This is a genomic window from Listeria cossartiae subsp. cossartiae (genome assembly GCF_014224155.1).
Lineage (GTDB): Bacteria > Bacillota > Bacilli > Lactobacillales > Listeriaceae > Listeria > Listeria cossartiae.
Genome location: NZ_JAASUI010000004.1, coordinates 103,489 through 126,562, shown reverse-complemented (window position 1 = coordinate 126,562; position 23,074 = coordinate 103,489). Strand labels below are relative to the sequence as shown.

Genomic DNA, 23,074 nt, shown 5'->3' with positions numbered 1-23,074 from the left:
CCAGCTCTCCTTCCATATTGATAAAAAAATTATAGCATTTAATCAGGGAGAATCACTTTTTTGCTCATATTTAATCATTTTTTAGTAGATGTGTTGTTAAACTTGCGGAATCATTCCTATTTAAGTATCATATGAGTATATGACCATATATGGAAAATGGAGTGATATTCAATGGAAAACGCAAAACAACCATTAGATGAAGAAACGCTATTTAGTGTCACACAAATTTTTAAGGCGCTTTCTGACCCCACGCGTGTGCAGATTTTAAATTTGCTTCAAGACCGCGAATACTCTGTGAACGAAATTGCACGGACACTTGCGTTTAACCAAACAACTGTGTCACATCAGCTGCGATTTTTAAAGAATTTAAGGCTTGTGAAATCGAGACGTGAAGGTACGACCATTTATTATATGCAAGATGATAACCATGTATTAGAACTACTCACACAAGCAATCCGACATGTGCATCATCATTAATTGGGAACGCTCAGAAAACCTTTTTTAGGAATGATGGGTGTTTTTTATCCCAAATAAACAGAGATTATGGTAAAGTAAGTAACAAATAAAAGCTTGGAGGAAGTATTTTGAAGAAATTATCACCAATGCAAAAATTCATTGTTATTACGGGAATTATTGTGATGATTATTATTTCGATTTTAGCAGTCGTGTGGAATCACAATCTTACGGTAGTCATCGGTTTATCCATTGTTCAATTTATTTTGATTCAATTGATTTGTTATGTGGGGATTTACTCACATATGAAAGTTGGAACGGCACGCGGGGCGAAGCTATTTAGCTGGGGAATATTAACCACATTTTTATTTTCAGCCATTATTTTTATTTTTGCTACCGATAACTTTAGAACGTATTCAGCTGCAATGATTGCGCTAATTGGTTACTGCGCGGCGCTGATGATGCGTGAAATCGAAAATACTAATCCAGCCAATAAAAAGCAAAAACGCGAGGAATAAAACGAAGAATGGAGGGATACTATGGGAATCCATCAATATTTCCAAAGTTTATCAGATTTAGAAAACATTTATCGTTGCCCAGGAAAATTTAAATATCAAGAGCATTCTGTTGCAGAACACTCCTATAAAGTAACTTCGATTGCCCAATTTTTCGGTGCGGTAGAGGAAGAAGCTGGGAATGAAGTGAATTGGCGCGCATTATACGAAAAAGCACTAAATCATGATTATTCAGAGCTTTTCATCGGGGACATCAAAACACCCGTGAAATACGCAACAACGGAACTGCGCGAAATGCTTTCAGAAGTAGAAGAAAGTATGACAAAAAACTTTATCGAGCGAGAAATTCCAAAAACCTTTCAACCGATTTATCGTCATTTGCTAAAAGAAGGTAAAGACAGTACGTTAGAAGGGAAAATTCTCGCTATTTCTGATAAAGTAGATTTGTTATACGAATCCTTTGGCGAAATTCAAAAAGGCAATCCAGAGAACATTTTTGTGGAAATTTATAGTGAAGCACTTGCGACCATTTATCAATACCGAGAAATGGCTAGTGTGAAGTACTTTTTAAAAGAAATTTTGCCAGATATGCTTGCTGAAAAAGGTATCGAAAAAACAGAATTACCACAGCTTACGACAGAAATAACGACAAAAGCATTACGAGACGCGTAAAAAAAAGGGGAGGAAAGTAAGATGGATCAAATTATATCTGCGCTTATTTTCCCTTGCCTACTTGTGATCCTCTTTGCGCGAATCACCTATAATCGTTATGTGGCACTGCTTTTGATGGTGATTTTAATTGCTGCGTCTGCCAAGTTAGGTTATACGAATTCGCTGTGGCTTATTGTGCTTGATGCGTTTTCGATGACGATTGGTTTTGTGCTTGCAACATATATGCTACGCCGTTTGAAGAAGAGTGGCAGTGACTTTTAACAAAGCAAATATATAGGTAGAACTACGTAAAAGTGATAAAATAAAGAAAAGCGTAATCAACAGGTTGCGTTTTTTATTTTTCAACAAATGCGAAAATATGTTCGGTTTTTGCTAGGCTAATTAAAATATTTATGCTAAAATAGATACATTAACGGATCTGAAAAAAATCCGCTTTTTGCTTTGCTGGACTTTTCACAAGTAAAGCTTTTCAGATGCCAGAATCGGACCGATAAAGAATAGGGGGAATCCGAGTTGAAGGATAAATTTGAGTTAGTTTCTAAGTATAGTCCACAAGGAGACCAACCTAGAGCAATTGAACAATTAGTTGCGGGATTGAGAAAAGGCTTGAAACACCAAACTTTACTTGGGGCAACCGGTACAGGGAAAACTTTTACTGTATCCAATGTAATTCAAGAAGTAAATAAACCAACACTTGTCATGGCGCACAATAAGACGCTAGCAGGTCAGCTTTATAGTGAATTTAAAGAGTTTTTCCCAAATAATGCAGTAGAATATTTCGTTAGTTATTATGATTACTATCAACCAGAAGCCTACGTTCCACAAAGCGACACATATATCGAAAAAGATGCCAGTATCAATGATGAAATTGATAAGCTTCGTCACTCTGCTACAGCTGCTCTTTTTGAACGGCGCGATGTCATTATAATCGCCAGTGTATCTTGTATTTATGGCTTAGGTTCGCCGATTGAATACGGAGAGATGCTCGTTTCGCTTCGTGTCGGTATGGAGATTAGCCGCGATGAGTTACTCCGCAAATTAGTAGACATTCAATATGATCGAAATGATATAGATTTCCAACGTGGACGCTTCCGTGTTCGCGGTGATGTAGTTGAAATTTTCCCAGCATCAAGAGATGAACACTGTATGCGGATTGAATTTTTCGGTGATGAAATTGAACGGATTAGAGAAGTAGATGCACTTACTGGCGAGATTATCGGCGAAAGAGAACACGTATCGATTTTCCCAGCATCTCACTTTGTTACTAGACCAGATATTATGAAAAAAGCTGTTGTCAATATAAAGGCAGAACTAGAAGACCGTCTCAAAGTCTTGCGTGCAGATAATAAGTTACTCGAAGCACAACGACTGGAACAACGGACGAATTATGATTTAGAAATGATGGAAGAAATGGGCTACTGCTCAGGTATCGAAAACTATTCCAGACATTTATCCCTACGTCCGGCGGGAGTGACACCATACACTTTATTAGACTACTTCCCAGATGATTTCCAAATGGTTATAGATGAGTCACACGTGACGATGCCGCAAATCCGCGGAATGTTCAACGGGGACCAAGCGAGAAAACAAATGCTTGTTGATCACGGATTTAGACTACCAAGTGCTTTAGATAACCGTCCACTGCGACTAGAAGAATTTGAGAAACATATCAACCAAATCATGTTCATATCCGCCACACCAGGCCCATATGAACTAGAAAAAAATCCAGATGTGATTGAACAAATCATTCGACCAACTGGCTTACTAGACCCAATTGTAGAAATTCGCCCAATTCAAGGTCAAATAGATGACTTAATGGATGAAATTAACGATCGCGTCGAGAAAAATGAACGTGTCTTAATCACCACGCTAACGAAAAAAATGTCCGAGGATTTAACCAACTATCTCAAAGAAGCTGGCGTCAAAGTTCAATATCTACATTCGGAAGTAAAAACATTAGAACGAATTGAAATCATTCGCGACTTACGACTTGGTGTGTATGACGTTATCGTTGGAATTAACTTGCTGCGTGAAGGAATCGATTTACCGGAAGTTTCCCTTGTAGCTATTTTAGATGCTGATAAAGAAGGATTTCTACGTTCCGAACGTTCACTAATTCAAACAATGGGACGTGCAGCGCGTAATGAAAATGGCCGAGTAATCATGTATGCAGATAAAATGACCGACTCAATGCGCAATTCTATTGGCGAAACAGAGCGTCGTCGTAAAATCCAAATCGAATATAATGAAAAACACGGCATTACGCCAAAAACAATCAAAAAAGAAATTCGTGGTATCATCGCAGCAACTTCTGCCGCAGATGAAAGAGAAGCAGTGAAGCAACATGATTTAAGTAAGATGTCTAAGAAAGAACGCGATGTATTCATTGAAGGTATGGAACATGAAATGAAAGAAGCAGCTAAAGCACTTGATTTCGAACGTGCTGCGGAACTTCGCGATGCTTTACTGGAAATAAAAGCGGAAGGATGAAGCGAAATTGGATAAAGAGAAAATAGTAATTCAGGGTGCAAGAGCCCATAACTTAAAAAACATTGATGTAGAGATTCCTAGAGATAAGTTAGTAGTTATGACTGGCCTTTCAGGTTCAGGTAAATCTTCGCTTGCTTTCGATACAATTTATGCGGAAGGTCAAAGACGTTATGTCGAGTCTTTATCTGCATATGCACGCCAATTTTTAGGGCAAATGGATAAACCAGATGTGGATTTAATTGAAGGATTAAGCCCGGCTATTTCCATCGACCAAAAAACAACAAGTCGTAACCCGCGTTCTACAGTTGGTACTGTTACGGAAATCCACGACTATTTGCGTCTACTTTATGCTCGAGTTGGACATCCAGTTTGTCCTAATCATGGCATTGAAATCACGTCGCAAACAATCGAACAAATGGTAGATCGGGTCCTAGAATATCCAGAGAAAACTCGTATCCAGATAATGGCACCAATCGTTTCTGGCAAAAAAGGTACACATAAGAAAACGATTGAAGAAATCAAAAAAGAAGGTTACGTACGAATTCGTGTTGATGGCGAAATTTACGACATCAATGACGAAATCGAAATCGAAAAAAATAAAAAGCATTCCATCGAAATCATCATCGACCGTATTGTAATCAAAGAAGGCATCAATACGCGTCTATACGATTCAATTGAAGCGGCACTTCGCTTAGCAGATGGTTATGCCGTTGTCGATATAATGGGCGATAAAGAACTGCTATTTAGTGAGCACTACGCTTGTCCATATTGTGGTTTTTCCGTTGGCGAACTAGAACCAAGAATGTTCTCTTTCAACAGCCCATTTGGCGCTTGTCCTACATGTGATGGCCTTGGAACCAAACTAGAAGTCGACGTCGATACAGTTATCCCAGATCGAAGCCTATCTCTAAACGAAGGCGCTATTGTTCCTTGGCGTCCAATAAGTTCGCAATATTACCCGCAAATGCTAGCTTCCGCCTGTAAAGAATTTGGAATCGATATGGATACACCACTTGAAAAACTAACTAAAGAAGAACTAGATATCATTCTAAACGGTTCCAAAGACAAAGAATTTTATTTCGAATACAAAAATGATTTTGGCATGACACGTGAAACTTGGATTCCGTTCGAAGGGATACTTCCTAATATTGAACGACGCTACCGCGAAACCAATTCCGACTTCACTCGTGACCAAATGGCGCAATATATGACGGATTTACCTTGCCCATCGTGTAAAGGCTATCGTCTTAAAGAAGAAACCCTTTCTGTTAAAGTAAACGACCACCACATTGGCCAAATCAGCGAGTTTTCGATCAACGAAGCACTTGCTTTCTTTGATGGACTAGAACTTTCCGAAAAAGAAACGCAAATTGCAGCTCCAATTTTTAAAGAAGTCCGAGGTAGACTAGGTTTCTTAAAGAATGTCGGACTCGACTATCTCACGATGAGCCGTGCAGCTGGAACTTTATCTGGCGGAGAAGCACAACGAATTCGCCTAGCAACCCAAATCGGTTCAAGACTCACAGGTGTGCTTTACATCCTTGATGAGCCTTCCATTGGACTGCATCAGCGAGATAACGACCGTTTAATTAGTACACTCCAAAGCATGCGCGATATCGGAAATACGCTCATAGTCGTTGAGCATGATGAAGATACCATGATGGCCGCGGATTACCTAATTGATATCGGTCCAGGTGCTGGTGAACATGGCGGACGTATTGTCGCAGCCGGAACCCCAGAAGAGGTAGCTAAAAATAAAAATTCCATTACCGGAGATTATCTTTCCGGCAAAAAATTCATTCCAGTTCCTGCTAAACGAAGAAAAGGAAATGGCTTAGAATTAGAAATCATCGGCGCAAAAGCTAACAATCTAAAAAACGTAAACGCAAAAATTCCACTAGCCACTTTTTCATGTGTTACCGGAGTTTCCGGCTCAGGAAAAAGCTCGCTCGTGAATGAAGTACTACGCAAAGCATTAGCGCGAAAACTAAATCGTAACCACGCCAAACCAGGCGAACATAAAGAAATAAAAGGTATCGAAAATCTAGAAAAAATCATCAATATCGACCAATCGCCCATCGGAAGAACACCAAGATCTAACCCAGCAACATACACAGGCGCTTTCGATGATATTCGCGACCTGTTCGCAAGCACCAACGAAGCAAAAGTACGCGGCTATAAAAAAGGCCGTTTTAGCTTCAACGTAAAAGGTGGCCGCTGTGAGGCATGTAAAGGCGATGGAATTATCAAAATCGAAATGCACTTTTTGCCAGATGTGTATGTCCCTTGCGAAGTTTGTCATGGAAAACGATATAATGGTGAAACATTAGACATCCGCTACAAAGGTAAAAATATCGCAGAAGTATTAGAAATGACTGTCGAAGAAGGACTAGAATACTTCACGAACCAACCAAGAATTGCGCGCAAACTACAAACAATTGTAGACGTTGGCCTTGGCTATATTAGACTTGGGCAGCCAGCAACAACTCTTTCCGGTGGAGAAGCGCAGCGTGTCAAGCTAGCCTCTGAACTCCATAAACGCAGTAACGGTAAGTCATTTTATATTCTCGATGAGCCAACTACGGGACTTCACGCAGACGATATCGGCCGTTTACTCAAAGTTTTACAAAGACTTGTTGAAGAAAATGGCGACACAGTGCTTGTTATCGAGCACAACCTTGACGTTATCAAACAAGCTGATTACTTGATCGATTTAGGTCCAGAAGGTGGCGATGGCGGTGGTCAGATTATCGCAACTGGCACACCAGAAAAAATCGCTCGTTCCAAAAAATCCTACACAGGCAAGTACTTAAAACCAATTTTAGAACGCGATAAAGAACGAACCGAAGAACGAATCGCAACAGCTAAGAAAAAATAACCCAAATTCCGCTTATTAAAAATATAAGCGGAATTTTTTTAGTTCCTAAGACCAAACCACCCAAAGTCCAAACAAATAATCATCCTCTGGTTGTATGACAGAAATTATTTTTTCCTTCATAATAGAGACATAGTTAAAACAGATATCTCACTTGCATGTGAAAGCAAGCCTAAAATAGTTTAGCCTAAATTATAGGAGGAAATGAAAATGGAAAATGAACGCAAACGTATTCTCGAATTAGTAAAACAAGGTATTATTTCTACAGAAGAAGCCCTTACTCTACTTGAAAATATTTCCAAAAAAGAAGGTAAAACAGCAGCCAAAGAAAATATTCGTCGTTCTGCAGCTCCGAAAGAAGAAAAATTCGAAGAGCAAGAAGAACCGGCTTATGATTACAGCAAAGGCTGGAACAACGAAGGCAATCCTTATACTGCACCAAAAAGCCGTAAAAGACGCCCTGAACCAAATCCAGAAAATCACGAAAGATACGAAGATGAAGGCGAAAATACTTCCAAAGATCGCGAAGAGTCCATGCGTAACATGGTTAACGATTTATCCCAAGCGGGTGAAAAAATTGGTTCTTTCCTAAACAATGCATTTAAACAAGTGAAAGATATGCCATTCCCGTTCCTAACATCCACAAAAATCGAACGCGACTTCGTTTACCATGATACAACACTTTCTATTTTAGAATTTGAAATTGCTAATGGTAATGTTGAATTTAAACCATCTGATTCAAACGATATTAAAGTACACGCGATGATTAAACTGTTCAAAGAATATCCAGAAGATGAAGCACTTAAAATCTTCTTTGATAAAACGACTTTACGTGTGGACGAAGAAACATTACGTTTTGAATCTACATCGAAACAAATCGTTACCAACTTAACCGTATACTTGCCGCGTCGTGAGTATGATTATGTTTCCGTTAAAATGCTGAATGGTAACTTCCATTTGGATGAATTATCTGGTCGTGATTTATTTGTGAAAACAACCAATGGTAATATCAGCCTTGGTACATTAAATGCTACTTTAGCAGAAATTGAATCCATTAACGGTAATGTTCGTATCCAAAACGGTGAAATTCGCGATGTTGCCCTTAAAACTTTCAACGGTAACGTAGCAGCCAAAGGTAATTACTATTCCACGAATTTGCAAACTAAAAATGGTAACGTCAATTATCAATTAACTGGAAACGAAGCTACTTTCTTAAAAGCAAAAACTGGTGCAGGAAATATCGAAGTGATTGTACCAGCAACAATTGGCGTAGATGGCCGTTTCCACACAAACCTTGGTAAATTACTTTTAGATTTAAAAGATGCAGAAATTCTTGAATCTAAAACGGAATCTGTGAGCAAATCCATTGTCTTCACTAAATTACCGGATGCAGCTGATTCTTCCTTGAAAATCGAAGCAGAAGCAACAACTGGTTCCGTGAAAATTCGCGATGTAAAATAATCAACTAAAATCTAGCGCCGTGAATGCGCGCTAGATTTTACATAGAAATAAGAAAGGAAGAACTAACATGGATAAAAAATTAAGAAGATCAAGAGTGGACCGGAAAGTCGGCGGTGTATTTGGCGGACTAGCTGAGTTTCTAGGAATAGATGCCACACTTTTGCGACTTATTTATATCATCATCACGATTGTTACGATGAAAACCGGTATTGCGATTATCGCTTATATAGTTGCCTTGTTTGTGATTCCTTCTTCTGATACAAGTAATGAGGAAGTGCTCGAACGGCATCGTCGCCGCGTGGAAGAAAAACGAAATCGCCACGCTGGACGAAATCAAGCTAGACAGGAAGTACGAGAAGCGATGAGAAATAGCCATCATCACAGAAGACAAAGATCTGAAAGTGCTGAGCCGATTCATCACGGCGCAAGAAAAAAAGAAGCACGTCCTCGTCCAGTACGAGAATTTAATTTTGATAGCGCGACGTTCCGCTCATTTACAATTCGAGTGGCGACCGGGGATGTTATTATTCGTTCTTGGGACAAAGATCAAATGAAACTTCGCGCAGTTTTAGCTGTACATGAAAAAGCGCGTTCAATTCGTCAATTAAGTGAAGAAAAACTGTGGGATTACTTCTTTAGCCAAACAATGCTAGATATTTCCCCAGATAGTTTCACTTTTGAATCAAAAAATGAACTGTTAAAAACAGATTTAGTGATTACGATTCCAAAACGCTTATATGAGCAAGTAAAAATTCAATTGCTAAATGGTAATTTGAAATATGATGATACGGCTGCAGAAGACGCGATTATTAAAACACGTCACGGTGATATTCGTTCATCAGGGGCTAGTGGGAAATTCCTTAGCACCGAATCAGCGGATGGTGAAATCTTCTTCAAACGCAGCACAGTCGAAAATGTAGATATGTCTACTGCAAAAGGTGATATTGCCCTTCAAGGAAACTTCCTTACAACCATTGCCAAAGCAGCTCAAGGTGATGTGGAATATATTCTCGAAAATGATAATTCTTCAGCGGCTGATTTAGATGCACCAAATGGTGATATTCGCGTTCAAATTCCGCCAACGTGGAATGTCGATGGAACGCTTGGAACGAAAAAAGAAAAAATCTATTTTGACTTGAAAAATGCTAAAATTTGGGACGATGCAGAAAGAACGTTTGTTTTTACTCAAAATGCCGAAGAAATCAGCATGGCAACACTTCAAGCCAAAGTTGGAAATGGTATTATCAAAGTTTCTGAACTTGAAACAAAAAACGTTTAATAAAATGAAAGGAAGGGAAAACAATGAAAAAGTTATATAAATCTTCTTCACAAAAAATGATTGCCGGTGTCTGTGGTGGGTTAGCAGAGTATTTTAATATTGAAGTTACGCTTGTACGTTTACTATGGGTTGTAGCTAGCTTATTCTTGGGCTCTGGTATTTTACTTTACATCATCGCGGCTATCATTATTCCAAAAAGAACACCTGAATCAGAATGGGAGTGAACTAAAACATGCGTTGGATTATAGGCGTCATTATTAACTCGGTGCTTTTCGTAGCTTTATCTGGATTCTTTACAAGTTTTCATGTAGATGGGTTCACGACAGCGCTACTAGCGAGTTTTATATTAGCAATTCTTAATATGCTAATTAGACCTATTTTACTCCTTTTAACTTTACCGATTAATATTTTCACACTTGGACTTTTCACCTTTGTTGTCAATGCAATTATGCTTGAAATGACTACCTTCTTTATTGGAGATTCTTTCCAAATTGACGGTTTCGGAACGGCATTAATTCTGGCGGCAATTATGGCTTTCGCAAACATGATTATTAATTCCGTTTTATGGGGTAATAAAGAAAATTAAACTTTCCAGCTACATTTTGAGGCTTAAAACAGCTTTTTAAATGTAGCTGGTTTCGCTATGTAGAGCCATTTGGAAAGAAAGAGGTAGCCTGATTCTCTCGAAAGTGCTAAAATGATAGGGAGCTTTCTAAATAATATTTTGTAGCGAACAGTAATGGACTTTTATAATTCATTTGGAGGTACTTGCATGACAAAATCGGTTACGGTAAAGGATTTAAAGGAACGGCTTAATTTAGAGCTAATTTGTTCGGAAACGGGACTTGAACGGCCAATTTTAACTAGTGATTTATCTCGGCCTGGACTGGAACTTACAGGGTTTTTCTCTTATTATCCAGAAGATCGTGTACAACTTTTTGGCATGACGGAAATATCGTTTTCAGAAGGTATGGAACCAGAAGAGCGTCTTAAAAGATATAAACAAATGTGTACGAAGCGGACTCCTGCTTTTGTGATTTCTAGAAATTTAGAAGTACCGAAAGAATTGGTAGCTGCGGCGAAAGAAGCGGATATTCCAGTACTGCGTTCGCGACTTAAAACGACGCGTTTATCTGTTTATATTACGAATTACTTAGAAAGCAGACTTGCGCCGGTTATATCGATGCATGGTGTTTTAGTAGATATATATGGCCTAGGTGTTTTGATTACGGGAAGCAGTGGTGTTGGTAAAAGTGAGACAGCGCTTGAACTGGTAAAACGTGGGCATAGACTTGTAGCGGATGATAACGTAGAAATTCGTCAAGAGGATGAAATGACGTTAATTGGTTCCTCGCCAGCGATTATTGAGCATTTACTAGAGATTCGTGGCCTTGGGATTATTAATGTAATGACTTTGTTCGGAGCAGGAGCTGTTCGTTCCAGTAAAAAGATTACTATCGTTGTGCACCTTGAAAACTGGGATCCTGACAAGCATTATGATCGTGTCGGTTTAGACCAAGAAATGACAAAAATCTTTGACATGGACATTCCAAAAATTACTGTTCCAGTACGTCCGGGACGAAATTTATCTGTTATTATTGAAGTAGCGGCAATGAATTTCCGATTGAAGAATATGGGATATAATGCGGCAGAGCAATTTACACAAGACCTTAACAATTTAATAGGTCATAACAGCAGCATGAATGACTAAATAAATAGAGAAAGTACCTCCGCAGCCAAACTGACATTAAAAGTATCTTGTTTTGGTTGCGGAGTTGTCTTTTTGAAAGTAGGGGAATTATGGGTAATGGTGTTCAGCCGCTGGATCCAGTGGCGATTCAAATTGGTAGTATTTCTGTAAAATGGTACGGAGTTATTATTGCTTCGGCTGTGGTGATTGCGCTACTTCTTGCGTTAAGCGAGGCAAATAAGCGCAAAATGGATAAAGAAATTATTGTGGATTTGCTAATTTGGGCGATTCCAATTTCGATTATTAGTGCGCGAATTTATTATGTTCTTTTTGAATGGGATTTTTATAAGAATAATCTCGGAGAAATAGTGAAGATTTGGCACGGTGGTATCGCGATTTATGGTGCGTTGATTGGTGCGGTTCTTACGGCTATTATTTTCTCGCGGATTAAGAAGATTTCGTTCTGGCAACTTGCGGATGTTGTTGCGCCGAGTTTGATTATTGCGCAGGCGATTGGCCGTTGGGGTAATTTTATGAACCAAGAAGCGCACGGGGCTGAAACAACTCGCGCTTTTCTGGAAGGGCTTCATTTGCCAGACTTTATTATCAACCAGATGTACATAGATGGTGCTTATTATCAGCCGACATTCTTGTATGAGAGTTTATGGAATGTGCTAGGATTTATCGTTTTACTAATTATTCGCCGCACAAAAATTCGCAGCGGGGAATTGTTTCTTAGTTATGTAATTTGGTATTCATTTGGAAGATTCTTTATTGAAGGAATGCGGACGGACAGCTTGATGTGGGGTGACTTTAGAGTTTCGCAAGTACTATCTTTACTACTAATTGTTCTGTCAATTGGCTTAATTATTTATCGTCGTTTGAAAATGAATCCGCCATATTATATGGAAGATAAATTTGGTAAAGTAGTTAAAAAGAAATAAAAAAGTTGGAGATTTTCGAGTTTGATTAAGAAAGGAAGAAATTATGACTGGGAAAATTACTACATTGTTGTTTGACTTAGATGGTACGCTTATAAATACGAATGAATTGATTATTAAAACGTTTCAAGTGACGTTGCAAGAGTTCTTGCCGGACCGGGTTTTTACTAGAGAGGATATTTTACCGTTTATCGGGCCTTCTTTAATGGAAACTTTTCGAGAAATCAATCCAGCGCATGCGGATGAAATGCGTGCTTTTTACCGCGAGTATAATTTGAAGCATCACGACGATTTGATTTTAGAGTACGATGGGGTTTATGAAGCGATTCGTGCGTTGTATGAAGAAGATTATAAATTGGGGATTGTATCGACGAAAATGTATGATACGATTATGCGCGGCCTTAAAGTGACTGGCTTGGATAAGTTTTTTCAAGTGGTGATTGGGTTAGACCAAGTGTCTAATGCTAAACCAGATCCAGAAGGTATTGAAATGGCTCTTTCTCTGCTAAATGCGACAAAAGAAGAAGCAATTATGATTGGTGATAATTACCATGATATTGAAGCTGGGAAAAATGCGGAAACACTGACTGCTGGCGTGGCTTGGGCGATTAAAGGCCCAGAACATTTGGCAGAATTTCAACCAGATTTTATGTTAGAAAAAATGAGTGACTTACTCGCAATCGTTAGGGACGAGGAATAGATTTTGAGACGGCTGGATAGGTTTAAGGCACCCGATGAAACAGTCAACACACTTTTTCAAGTATATAAAACGATTTCTTTTTGGAAGGCGTTGAGAAATACACTTGTTATTGAATTTGGTCGTTTTTTTCCTTGGATGGGTGGTAAACGTAATATTTATCGTGCCTGTCTTGGGATGAAAATAGGCGAAAAGACTGCTATTGCCTATAAAGTTATGCCGGATTTATTTTTCCCGGAAAAGATTACGATTGGTGAAAATACGATTATTGGTTATCATACGACTATTTTGACGCATGAATATTTGCTTTCTGAGTATCATGTGGGGGATGTTGTGATTGGCCGGGATGTGATGGTTGGCGCGAATGTCACCATTCTTCCTGGCACCAAAATTGGAGACGGCGCGGTGGTTGCTGCTGGTGCGGTTGTCTCAAAGGATGTTCCGGCAGAAAGTTTTGCATATGGGAATCCATTAATCATTAAAGAAAAAGCTGCTTTGGAGTAAATGCCAAAGTAGCTTTTTTGTCGCCCAAAGTGATAAATTCTATGATATACTCATTAGAATAAGGATAATGTTGGAGGTGGAAAAATGGAAAAAGGCAAAAAAACACCCGCAAAAATCTATCCATTTTATCCAAATGGTCAGTTTTATTTTGAACGCGGTGTTGAAGCGTTTCGTGATCAAAGAATTAAAGAAGCCATTAGATATTTAGTACGGGCATCCGAACTGGAACCGGGAGAAGCTGTCATTCTTTGTCAGCTGGCGATATGCTATACAGAAATTGGGCAATTCCATAAATCGAATCAACTACTTAGAGATGTTTTAGAACAGCGTAATGGCAATATGGAATACTGCTATTATTTTATTGCAAATAATTTCGCGTATATGAAAGACTATCGAAGAGCGTTGCAATATGCTAATCGTTATGTCGATACTGTATCTGACGGGGAATATACCGAAGAAGCCAAAGATTTAATTGAAGTCTTGCTGGAAGAAACTCCATTTGGCGAAACACTTGAAAATGGTTTTTCGAAATTAGAGCAGGAATTCTATGCTTATAAAAAAGAAATTAATCGCTATTTAGCGGAAGAAGATAGTGCGTCGGCTTGCGACATTTTAAGAAAAGTCATTGATGAGAAACCTAATTTTTGGCCTGCTTATAATCAACTTGCAGCGCTTTATTTTGAGCAATTGAAAGAAGAAGAGGGCATTAAAGTTTTAAGTGATTTGCTTTCGAGAAACCCAGGAAATCTTTTAGGAATTTGTGATTTGTTTATTTATCACTTTTATAAGGGGAATCGTCAAGAGGCGGATGCGCTTTATTTGGAACTGCGAGATGTATTGCCGGTTTTAGCGCATCATAAAGAAAAGCTTGGTTTGATTCATGCGATGATGGGTGAGTATGAGGAAGCGGATGATTTGCTGGAACAAGTGGCTGATTTGGAAGTGACGGAGCGTAGTAAATATTATTATTACCGGGCAAAAGCTGCCTATTATTTAGATGATGTGGAAGGCGCGAAAATGTTTTGGCATTCCTTTTTAGAGTGTGATTTGTATGAGGATGTTAGGTTTCCGTTTGAGCAAGAGGCGGATTTAACGAATGATACGCGGCTTGTTCTTGATATGCTTCAAGAGGAAGATGATTTGGTTCATATGCTTGGTGTATACGCGTTAACGATTTCTAGTAATCGTCCGGAATTAGTGTTGTTCCATCCGCTACTTGATATGAGTGATTGGTCGTATATGGAGCATTTGATGTTTACTAATTTTGATTATTTCCCAGATGGAGATATCGAACAAAACGGTTATTTGATTGCCAAAGCGATGATGATTTTAAGAGAAAAAGGCATTTTGTTAAACGACGAAAATATGGCGCTATATAAGCAGATGTTTTCACTTGTTTTAACAGATGCGGGGAAAGATTTGATATTGGGTCGTTATACGATAGAAACGGTGGCGAGTGCGATTGCAAAGCTATTTTTACCGCAAATGAAACTTCAATTAGTAGAAGAATTTGAATGTGGAAAATGTGCGCGCGATATCGAGCGAGCTATGAGCAGATAAATAGACCTTTTTGCTATTCCGTATTAGGATTAATTTAGGCTAACTATTGTATACACATAAATGAGGAGGGCAAAGAGAATGGCTAGTGAAGAAAAAATTTATGATGTGATTATTATTGGAGCGGGACCTGCTGGAATGACAGCAGCTTTATATACTTCCCGTGCAGATTTAGATACGTTAATGATTGAACGCGGTGTACCCGGCGGACAAATGGTAAATACAGCAGAGGTAGAAAATTACCCTGGATTTGATAGCATTTTAGGACCAGATTTATCCGACAAGATGCTTAGCGGTGCGAAACAATTCGGCGCTGAGTATGCTTATGGTGACATTAAAGAAGTCGTTGATGGAAAAGAATTTAAAACAGTAACAGCAGGCGCAAAAACATATAAAGCTCGGGCGATTATTATTGCAACTGGGGCTGAACACCGTAAACTTGGCGCGGCTGGTGAAGAAGAGCTTAGCGGACGCGGCGTTTCTTACTGTGCAGTTTGTGACGGAGCGTTCTTTAAAAATCGCGAATTAATCGTGGTTGGCGGCGGAGACTCTGCGGTTGAAGAAGGAACTTATTTGACTCGTTATGCCGATAAAGTAACAATCGTACACCGTCGTGATAAATTACGGGCACAACAAATTTTACAAGATCGTGCTTTTAAAGATGAAAAAGTTGATTTTATTTGGAATAGTACGGTAGAAGAAATTGTTGGTGATGGCAAAAAAGTAACAGGTGCTAAACTTGTTTCTACTGTAGATGGTTCCGAATCGATTATGCCGGTGGATGGTGTTTTCATTTACGTTGGACTTGTGCCACTTACGAAAGCATTTTTAAACCTAGGTATTACAGATGAGGAAGGTTATATCAAAACAGATGAAGAAATGCGTACAAATCTTCCAGGAATTTTTGCGGCAGGAGATGTTCGTGCGAAAAGCTTACGTCAAATTGTAACAGCTACAGGCGACGGCGGACTTGCTGGACAAAATGCACAAAAATATGTGGAAGAATTAAAAGAGTCACTAGAGGCAGAAGCAGCAAAATAATTGGAAAAAACGTAAATGGGTCTAAGATTATTTATCTTGGACCCATTTTTGCGTGACTACATGGGCTTGAGTAGTGTAAAATGGAAGACAAAGACTATCGTTAGGAGAGATAAGTAATGAGTATTGTTGTACTTGGTGGAGCAGGTTATATCGGCTCGCATGCAGTGGATGAGTTAATTACTCGCGGATATGAAGTAGTGGTTATTGATAATTTAAGAACTGGACATAAAGAATCTATTCATAAAAAGGCAAAATTTTATGAAGGGGATATTCGCGATAAGGCGTTTTTAAGTTCGGTTTTTGAAAAAGAAACGGTCGATGGTGTGATTCATTTTGCTGCTAGTTCGCTTGTGGGAGAATCGATGGAAGTACCATTAGCTTATTTAAATAATAACGTTTACGGTACGCAAATTGTTTTAGAAGTGATGGAGCAATTTGGTGTGAAGCATATTGTCTTTTCTTCGAGTGCGGCTACATACGGCGAGCCTGAACGTGTGCCGATTACAGAAGACATGCCGACAAATCCGGAAAGCACTTATGGTGAAACAAAGCTAATTATGGAAAAAATGATGAAATGGTGCGATAAAGCATATGATATGAAATTTGTTGCGCTACGTTATTTCAATGTGGCTGGGGCGAAAGCGGATGGTTCGATTGGTGAGGATCATAAGCCGGAATCGCATCTAGTGCCAATCATTTTACAGGTTGCACTTGGTCAACGCGAAAAATTAGCGATTTATGGGGATGATTATAATACGCCGGATGGTACTTGTATCCGCGATTATGTCCAAGTAGAAGATTTAATTGATGCGCATATTAGAGCGCTAGAATATTTGAAAAATGGTGGAGAAAGTAATGTTTTCAACCTTGGCAGTAGCAACGGATTTTCCGTGAAAGAAATGCTTGAAGCAGCTCGTGTTGTAACAGGAAAAGAAATTCCAGCTGAGGTTGTACCGCGTCGTGCGGGCGATCCGGGAACATTAATTGCTTCTAGTGACAAAGCGCGTGAAATTCTTGGTTGGGAGCCGACGTATACAGACGTAAAAGATATTATCGCAACTGCTTGGAAATGGCATGTATCTCATCCAAATGGCTATTAATAACTATGAAGGAATGTGATTTTCATCGAAGTAATAAAGGAATATTTTGGTGAGTTTGAGGGAGAAACAGTCTGGCAGTGGACACTAGTAAATGACTACGGGATGCGAATGAGCGTGTTGAATTACGGCGCGATTGTTACTTCCCTTGAAACAAAAGATAAATTTGGTGAGTTTGCGAATATTAGTCTTGGATTTACGAATTTAGATGATTATTTGGCGCACTCTCCGTATTTCGGTGCGACGCTTGGTCCGGTTGCTGGTCGCATTAGTAAAGGCCAATTTAGTCTGGACGGGAAACAATTTCAGCTGACTCAAAATGAAGGGGCTAACCATCGTCACGGTGGTAAACTTAATTTTAGTAAGAAGCTTTGGGATGTTTCTGTGGAAGAAGAGTTGGATCAGCTTGTGATGACTTTTGAATATTGCTGGGCGGATGGGGAAAATGGCTATCCGGGGAACATTGATGCCAAAATGACTTATACGCTAAATAATAAGAATGAATGGCTGATTAATTATGAAGCAAAAACGGATCAGCCGACTATTTATAATCCGAGCAATCATATTTATTTTAACTTGAACGGAGAAGTTGGAGCCACAGTTTTACAACAGCAACTTTGGGTGAATAGCGATGCCTTTTTGCCGATTGATGAAGCGTCCCTTCCGATTGGGGAAATTCGGTTAGTTGAGGATAGTATTTTTGATTTACGAGCGGGGCGTGAAATAGCTGAAATTACTCAAAGTGATGATGCGCAAGTGAAATTAGTTGGCACTGGGCTTGATCATGCATTTATTTTAAAACATGAAAATGGTTGTCCGGATGCGGTTTTGTTTGACCCGGTGTCAGGGCGCCGTTTGGAAATGGAAACGATGTGTGATGCGGTTTTAGTTTATACGGCTAATAGTTTGGATGGCTCTTTTGAAATGGAGGGGCAAGCTGTGCCAAAATATGCTGGTATTACAATGGAAACGCAAGGCTTGGTGGATGCGATTAATCACGACGGATTTGGTGACATCGTGCTAAGACCAGAAAAACCTTTTACATCTAGGACAGCTTTTCGCTTTACGGTGGAGAGCTGAGATATTATAAGAAAGTAGTTTTCAACGAAGGAGTGTAGGGAATGAATTGGCAGGAAGAATATCAGAAGTGGGTTTCGAATGAAGAACTGGATAGTGCATTAAGACAGCAATTGACGAAGATGGAAGCGAATGAGAAGGAACTGGAAGATAGTTTTTATCGGAATATGGAATTTGGAACGGCGGGAATGCGTGGTGTGTTAGGCGCTGGAACGAACCGTATGAACATCTATACTATTCGTAAAGCATCACTAGGTTTGGCGCAATTTGTGGCTGAAAACGGCGAAGAGGCGAAGAAGCGTGGGATTGTTATTGCGTATGATCCTCGTCATATGTCACGCGAATTTGCTTTTGAATCGGCAGCAGTTTTAGGTCATCATGGTGTGAAAAGTTATGTGTTTGATGCACTTCGACCAACGCCGGAACTTTCTTTTGCTGTGCGTCATTTAAATGCGTTTGGCGGGATCGTTATTACAGCTAGTCATAATCCGCCAGAATACAATGGCTATAAAATTTACGGTGAAGATGGCGGGCAAATGCCTCCAACTGGCGCGAGTGCGGTTATTGAGTACATAAATGCAGTAGAAGATATTTTTTCGGTAGAAGTGGCGAATCAAGAAGTATTAATCGAAAATGGCTTACTTGAAGTAATTAGCGAAAAAGTCGATCGTCCTTATTTGGAAAAATTAAAAGAAGTGATTGTAAATAAAGCGCTTGTTCAAGAACGTGGCGAGGATTTGAAAATTGTTTTCACGCCGCTTCATGGTACTGGCGGAATTCTTGGCGTGCCTGCGCTTGAAAGTGTTGGCTTCACAAATATTGTTAAGGTAGATGAGCAATTTGTGAATGATCCTGATTTTGGGACGGTAAAATCGCCTAATCCGGAAAATCGGGAAGCATTTTTACTAGCGATTGAATATGGTAAAAAGTTTGGCGGCGATATTTTAGTAGGAACCGATCCGGATGCTGACCGTTTAGGCGTGGCAGTTCGTAATGCGGACGGGAAATACGAAGTTTTATCTGGAAACCAAATTGGTGCGATTATTTTACATTATTTATTGAAACAAAAGAAAGCGCAAAATGAGTTGCCAGCCAATGCGGCGGTATTGAAATCGATTGTAACGAGTAATCTTGGGACGGAAATCGCGAAGCATTACGGCGCTGAAATGATTGAAGTTTTAACTGGTTTCAAATTTATCGCGGAACAAATTAAGCATTTTGAAGAAACTGGTAAGCATACGTTTGAATTTGGTTATGAAGAAAGTAATGGTTACATGGTTAAGCCGTTTACACGTGATAAAGATGCGATTCAAGCGGTCCTTGCGATTGCTGAAGTGGCGCTTGTTAGCAAAGTAGAAGGTAGAACTTTACTGGAAGATTTAGATCAAATTTATGCTGAATTTGGTTATTATAATGAAGATCTCGTTTCACTCACTTTAAGCGGAAAAGATGGCTCCGAGCGCATCAAAGAAATTACTAGTAGCTTCCGCGAACAACTGCCAACGAGTATGGGCGGATTTGTAGTGGAACGGGCGGAAGATTATTTAAGAAGCGAAACAACTTGGATTGCAACAGGGAAAACCGAAGTGATTCATTTACCAACAGCGGATGTCATTAAATGTTATTTTGAAGATGGTTCGTGGTTCTGCTTACGCCCATCAGGCACAGAACCGAAAATCAAATTCTACTTTAGCATTCGCGGTGAGAGTAAGGAAGAAAGTACCGCAAAATTAGAAAAAGTAAAAGCTGATTTGATGCAACATATCGAAGCTTAAAAAGAAAAATCCCGGAAACTCTATTTAGAGACTTTTCCGGGATTTTCTAGTGAGAAGTATGCTAAAATGGAAGGTAGATATTATTTGTGCGAAAGGATGAGGCAGATATGGCTTCTAAACAATTAAAATTAGTAATCATTACTGGGATGTCTGGGGCAGGAAAAACAGTTGCAATGCAGTCTTTAGAAGATCTCGGTTATTTTTGTGTAGATAATTTACCACCAAGTTTACTTCCGAAATTCTGGGAGCTAATGAAAGAAAGCGACAAAATGGATAAAATCGCGCTCGTAATGGATCTTCGCGGACGAGAGTTTTTCGATTCGATTGAACCTGCGCTTGATGAATTAGATAATACCAATTTTATAACAACGAAAATCCTCTTTTTAGAGGCTGATGATAAGGTGCTTGTTTCGCGTTATAAGGAAACACGCCGTCACCATCCACTAGAGCCGAATGGTTCAGTGCTTGATGGGATTAATGCAGAGCGCGAACTGCTTAGTGATTTAAAAGGGCGCTCGCAACTAGTTATTAATACGTCGAATATGGCACCACGCGAGTTACGCGAACGAATTAATAATGAATTTCAAACCGAAGATAAAGATGTATTCAATGTGCAATTGATGTCGTTTGGTTTCAAATATGGGATTCCGATTGATGCAGACTTAGTATTTGATGTGCGCTTTTTACCGAATCCACACTATATCGACAAAATGCGTCCGCTGACAGGGCTTGATGAGGACGTTTATGAATATGTGATGAAATGGCCGGAAACGCAAACCTTTTTAGATAAATTAGTCGATTTATTAATGTTTACACTTCCTTTTTACAAACGAGAAGGGAAGACGCAGTTAGTCATTGCCATTGGGTGCACAGGAGGACAGCATCGTTCTGTAGCTTTAACCGAGTTCGTTGGTAAAGCAATCCAACAAAAATATGAGACAACGATTTCACACCGAGATATGAAACGTAGAAAGGGTCGTTAATATGAAAAAGGAAACGAAACCTAAAGTAGTCGTAATCGGTGGCGGAACAGGTCTTCCAGTCATTTTAAAAGGCCTTAAAAAGAAAGATATTCATTTAACGGCGATTGTGACTGTAGCGGACGATGGTGGTAGTTCTGGTAAAATCCGTGAGCAAATGGATGTGCTTCCACCGGGGGATATTCGCAACGTGATGCTGGCGTTATCCAATGTCGATCCACGAGTTGTGGATTTATTTCAATATCGTTTTGCGGTAGATGGCGATTTATCCGGGCATGTTATTGGAAATCTAATTTTAACGGCTTTATCGCAATTGAATGATAGTTATGTTGATGCGATTAATGTTCTGGCTACAGTGCTGAAAATTCGCGGTAAAGTTATTCCGGCAACAGATCAACCGCTTATTTTAAATGCCGAAATGGAAGATGGTTCTATTGTGCATGGCGAGTCGCTTATCCCGTTACAAGGGAAGCATATTAATCGTGTCTACATTGAACCAGAAAATGTAAAACCGTATCCGACAGCAGTCGAAGCAGTGAAAGAAGCTGATTTGATTGTAATTGGTCCGGGAAGTTTATACACGAGTATTTTACCAAATTTATTACTTACGGAATTAGCCGATGAAATCATAGCAAGTAAGGCTCCGAAAGTTTATATTACCAATATTTTAACGCAAATTGGCGAAACCGACTTTTTCTCAGATGCGGATCATATTAAAGTTATCCATGAGCATGTGGGGAAATCATTTATCGACAAAACGTTGATTAATACGACCACAGTTCCAAAAGAGCTATTATTCCCAGAGGATGTTGCGCAAGTAGAGCATAACGCCAAAGGAATGGAAGAGCTTGGTGTGGAAGCAATTTATCAAGATTTTCTTTCTACAGAGGATGGCCTTGTGCGCCATGCTGCTGAAAAGGTGGCAGATGCGCTTTTAGCAATGTTACCTGACCAAAATAACGAAAAGGAGTGAGTAAGCCATGTCATTTGCATCGGAAACGAAGAAAGAATTAACCCATATGGACGTAAGTGATAGCGATGCAAAAGTGGAACTCGCAGCTTTTATTCGAATGAATGGCGCCATCTCGTTTTCAAATCAATTAGTGATAATGGATGTCCAAACCGAGAATGCGGCTATAGCTAGACGAATGTATCAATTACTGAAAGATTTATATGAAGTGCCAATTGAACTTCTTGTACGTCGCAAAATGAAGCTGAAAAAAAATAATGTATATATCGTTCGTTTGAAAGCTGGCACACGGGGGATTTTGGAAGATTTACGAATTCTTGAGCCTCCAATGACGTTTACGAAATCGATTGATAGGGGATTTGTTAAGAAGAGAAGCGCCAAACGTGCCTATTTGCGCGGAGCCTTTTTGGCAAGTGGATCAGTTAATAATCCGGAAACTTCTTCTTATCATTTAGAAATTTTCTCTGTTTATGAGGAGCATAATGAGGCGATTTGCGCTTTAATGAACCAATTTGACCTCAATGCGCGGACACTTGAACGGAAAAATGGTTTTATTACCTATTTGAAAGAAGCAGAAAAAATAACGGAATTCTTGAGTATTATTGGGGCGACTAGCGCACTTCTTCATTTTGAGGATGTTCGGATTATGCGCGATATGCGGAATTCGGTGAATAGGCTAGTGAACTGTGAAACAGCGAATCTCAACAAGACTATTAATGCGGCAGTTAGGCAAATCGATAATATTAAATATATCCAATCAACAGTTGGTTTAGAAGCTTTACCAGAACGATTGCGCGAGATTGCGGCACTTCGGATAGCCAATGAAGATGTGACGCTGAAAGAGCTAGGCGAAATGCTAACAACTGGGCAAGTAAGTAAATCAGGTATTAATCATCGTCTCCGAAAACTAGATCAGATTGCAGAACGCCTTAGAAGCGGAGAAACACCAGCGCAAGTCGGACTCAAAATCAGTAATAGTTAATTAAAAGAAAAGGATGCG

General features: G+C 39.4%; 22 protein-coding genes. All 22 read left to right on the top strand.

What is annotated here, in order from left to right; all coding sequences use genetic code 11:
• Positions 1-171 precede the first annotated feature (171 nt).
• The 22 genes from HCJ30_RS12010 to whiA all read left to right on the top strand — a co-directional run bounded on the left by HCJ30_RS12010 (position 172) and on the right by whiA (position 23,056).
• Entirely contained in the window at positions 172-477 is a 306-nt protein-coding gene (locus tag HCJ30_RS12010; protein ID WP_003722626.1) for an ArsR/SmtB family transcription factor, read from the top strand.
• A 107-nt stretch (positions 478-584) separates the two neighbouring features.
• Positions 585-971: a hypothetical protein gene (locus HCJ30_RS12005; RefSeq protein ID WP_185392338.1), complete on the top strand. Its 387-nt coding sequence runs from the start codon at positions 585-587 to the stop codon at positions 969-971.
• A gap of 21 nt (positions 972-992) precedes the next feature.
• Positions 993-1,640 (top strand): HD domain-containing protein, encoded by a 648-nt coding sequence (locus tag HCJ30_RS12000; protein ID WP_008948733.1) that lies wholly within the window; start codon positions 993-995, stop codon positions 1,638-1,640.
• 21 nt (positions 1,641-1,661) lie between these two features.
• Positions 1,662-1,901 (top strand): CsbA family protein, encoded by a 240-nt coding sequence (locus tag HCJ30_RS11995; RefSeq protein WP_185392337.1) that lies wholly within the window; start codon positions 1,662-1,664, stop codon positions 1,899-1,901.
• 252 nt (positions 1,902-2,153) lie between these two features.
• Positions 2,154-4,130, top strand: a complete 1,977-nt coding sequence (uvrB, locus tag HCJ30_RS11990; RefSeq protein WP_185392336.1) for an excinuclease ABC subunit UvrB — start codon at positions 2,154-2,156, stop codon at positions 4,128-4,130.
• 7 nt (positions 4,131-4,137) lie between these two features.
• Positions 4,138-7,008 carry an excinuclease ABC subunit UvrA gene (uvrA, locus tag HCJ30_RS11985; RefSeq protein ID WP_185392335.1) on the top strand — a complete coding sequence of 957 codons (2,871 nt, stop codon included), beginning with the start codon at positions 4,138-4,140 and terminating at the stop codon, positions 7,006-7,008.
• A 207-nt stretch (positions 7,009-7,215) separates the two neighbouring features.
• A complete protein-coding gene (locus tag HCJ30_RS11980) occupies positions 7,216-8,466 on the top strand; it encodes a DUF4097 family beta strand repeat-containing protein (protein ID WP_185392334.1) in 1,251 nt (416 codons plus the stop codon).
• 67 nt (positions 8,467-8,533) lie between these two features.
• Positions 8,534-9,745, top strand: a complete 1,212-nt coding sequence (locus HCJ30_RS11975; protein WP_185392333.1) for a DUF4097 family beta strand repeat-containing protein — start codon at positions 8,534-8,536, stop codon at positions 9,743-9,745.
• A 23-nt stretch (positions 9,746-9,768) separates the two neighbouring features.
• Complete coding sequence (locus HCJ30_RS11970) at positions 9,769-9,969, top strand: PspC domain-containing protein (protein WP_008948727.1); 201 nt, start codon at positions 9,769-9,771, stop codon at positions 9,967-9,969.
• A gap of 8 nt (positions 9,970-9,977) precedes the next feature.
• Positions 9,978-10,331 (top strand): phage holin family protein, encoded by a 354-nt coding sequence (locus tag HCJ30_RS11965; protein ID WP_003722616.1) that lies wholly within the window; start codon positions 9,978-9,980, stop codon positions 10,329-10,331.
• Between the two features lie 186 nt (positions 10,332-10,517).
• A complete protein-coding gene (gene hprK / locus HCJ30_RS11960; protein ID WP_008948726.1) occupies positions 10,518-11,456 on the top strand; it encodes an HPr(Ser) kinase/phosphatase in 939 nt (312 codons plus the stop codon).
• Positions 11,457-11,545: 89 nt separating this feature from the next.
• Positions 11,546-12,379, top strand: coding sequence for a prolipoprotein diacylglyceryl transferase (gene lgt, locus HCJ30_RS11955; RefSeq protein WP_185392332.1), 834 nt, complete (start codon positions 11,546-11,548; stop codon positions 12,377-12,379).
• Positions 12,380-12,422: 43 nt separating this feature from the next.
• The gene (ppaX, locus tag HCJ30_RS11950; RefSeq protein WP_008948724.1) at positions 12,423-13,076 is read left to right on the top strand and encodes a pyrophosphatase PpaX; all 654 of its coding nucleotides are present in this window, start codon (positions 12,423-12,425) and stop codon (positions 13,074-13,076) included.
• Positions 13,077-13,079: 3 nt separating this feature from the next.
• Positions 13,080-13,577 (top strand): acyltransferase, encoded by a 498-nt coding sequence (locus HCJ30_RS11945; protein ID WP_185392331.1) that lies wholly within the window; start codon positions 13,080-13,082, stop codon positions 13,575-13,577.
• Between the two features lie 84 nt (positions 13,578-13,661).
• Positions 13,662-15,137 carry a tetratricopeptide repeat protein gene (locus tag HCJ30_RS11940; RefSeq protein WP_185392330.1) on the top strand — a complete coding sequence of 492 codons (1,476 nt, stop codon included), beginning with the start codon at positions 13,662-13,664 and terminating at the stop codon, positions 15,135-15,137.
• A 78-nt stretch (positions 15,138-15,215) separates the two neighbouring features.
• Positions 15,216-16,175 (top strand): thioredoxin-disulfide reductase, encoded by a 960-nt coding sequence (gene trxB, locus HCJ30_RS11935; protein WP_185392329.1) that lies wholly within the window; start codon positions 15,216-15,218, stop codon positions 16,173-16,175.
• Positions 16,176-16,291: 116 nt separating this feature from the next.
• Positions 16,292-17,275 (top strand): UDP-glucose 4-epimerase GalE, encoded by a 984-nt coding sequence (galE, locus tag HCJ30_RS11930; RefSeq protein ID WP_185392328.1) that lies wholly within the window; start codon positions 16,292-16,294, stop codon positions 17,273-17,275.
• Positions 17,276-17,290: 15 nt separating this feature from the next.
• Positions 17,291-18,352 (top strand): aldose epimerase family protein, encoded by a 1,062-nt coding sequence (locus HCJ30_RS11925; protein ID WP_185392327.1) that lies wholly within the window; start codon positions 17,291-17,293, stop codon positions 18,350-18,352.
• Between the two features lie 41 nt (positions 18,353-18,393).
• A complete protein-coding gene (locus HCJ30_RS11920) occupies positions 18,394-20,124 on the top strand; it encodes a phospho-sugar mutase (RefSeq protein ID WP_185392326.1) in 1,731 nt (576 codons plus the stop codon).
• 107 nt (positions 20,125-20,231) lie between these two features.
• Entirely contained in the window at positions 20,232-21,107 is an 876-nt protein-coding gene (gene rapZ, locus HCJ30_RS11915; protein WP_070228179.1) for an RNase adapter RapZ, read from the top strand.
• A 1-nt stretch (position 21,108) separates the two neighbouring features.
• The gene (locus HCJ30_RS11910; protein ID WP_185392325.1) at positions 21,109-22,077 is read left to right on the top strand and encodes a YvcK family protein; all 969 of its coding nucleotides are present in this window, start codon (positions 21,109-21,111) and stop codon (positions 22,075-22,077) included.
• Between the two features lie 7 nt (positions 22,078-22,084).
• On the top strand, positions 22,085-23,056 hold the full coding sequence (gene whiA / locus HCJ30_RS11905; protein WP_008948716.1) for a DNA-binding protein WhiA: 972 nt from the start codon (positions 22,085-22,087) through the stop codon (positions 23,054-23,056).
• The last annotated feature ends 18 nt before the right edge of the window (positions 23,057-23,074 follow it).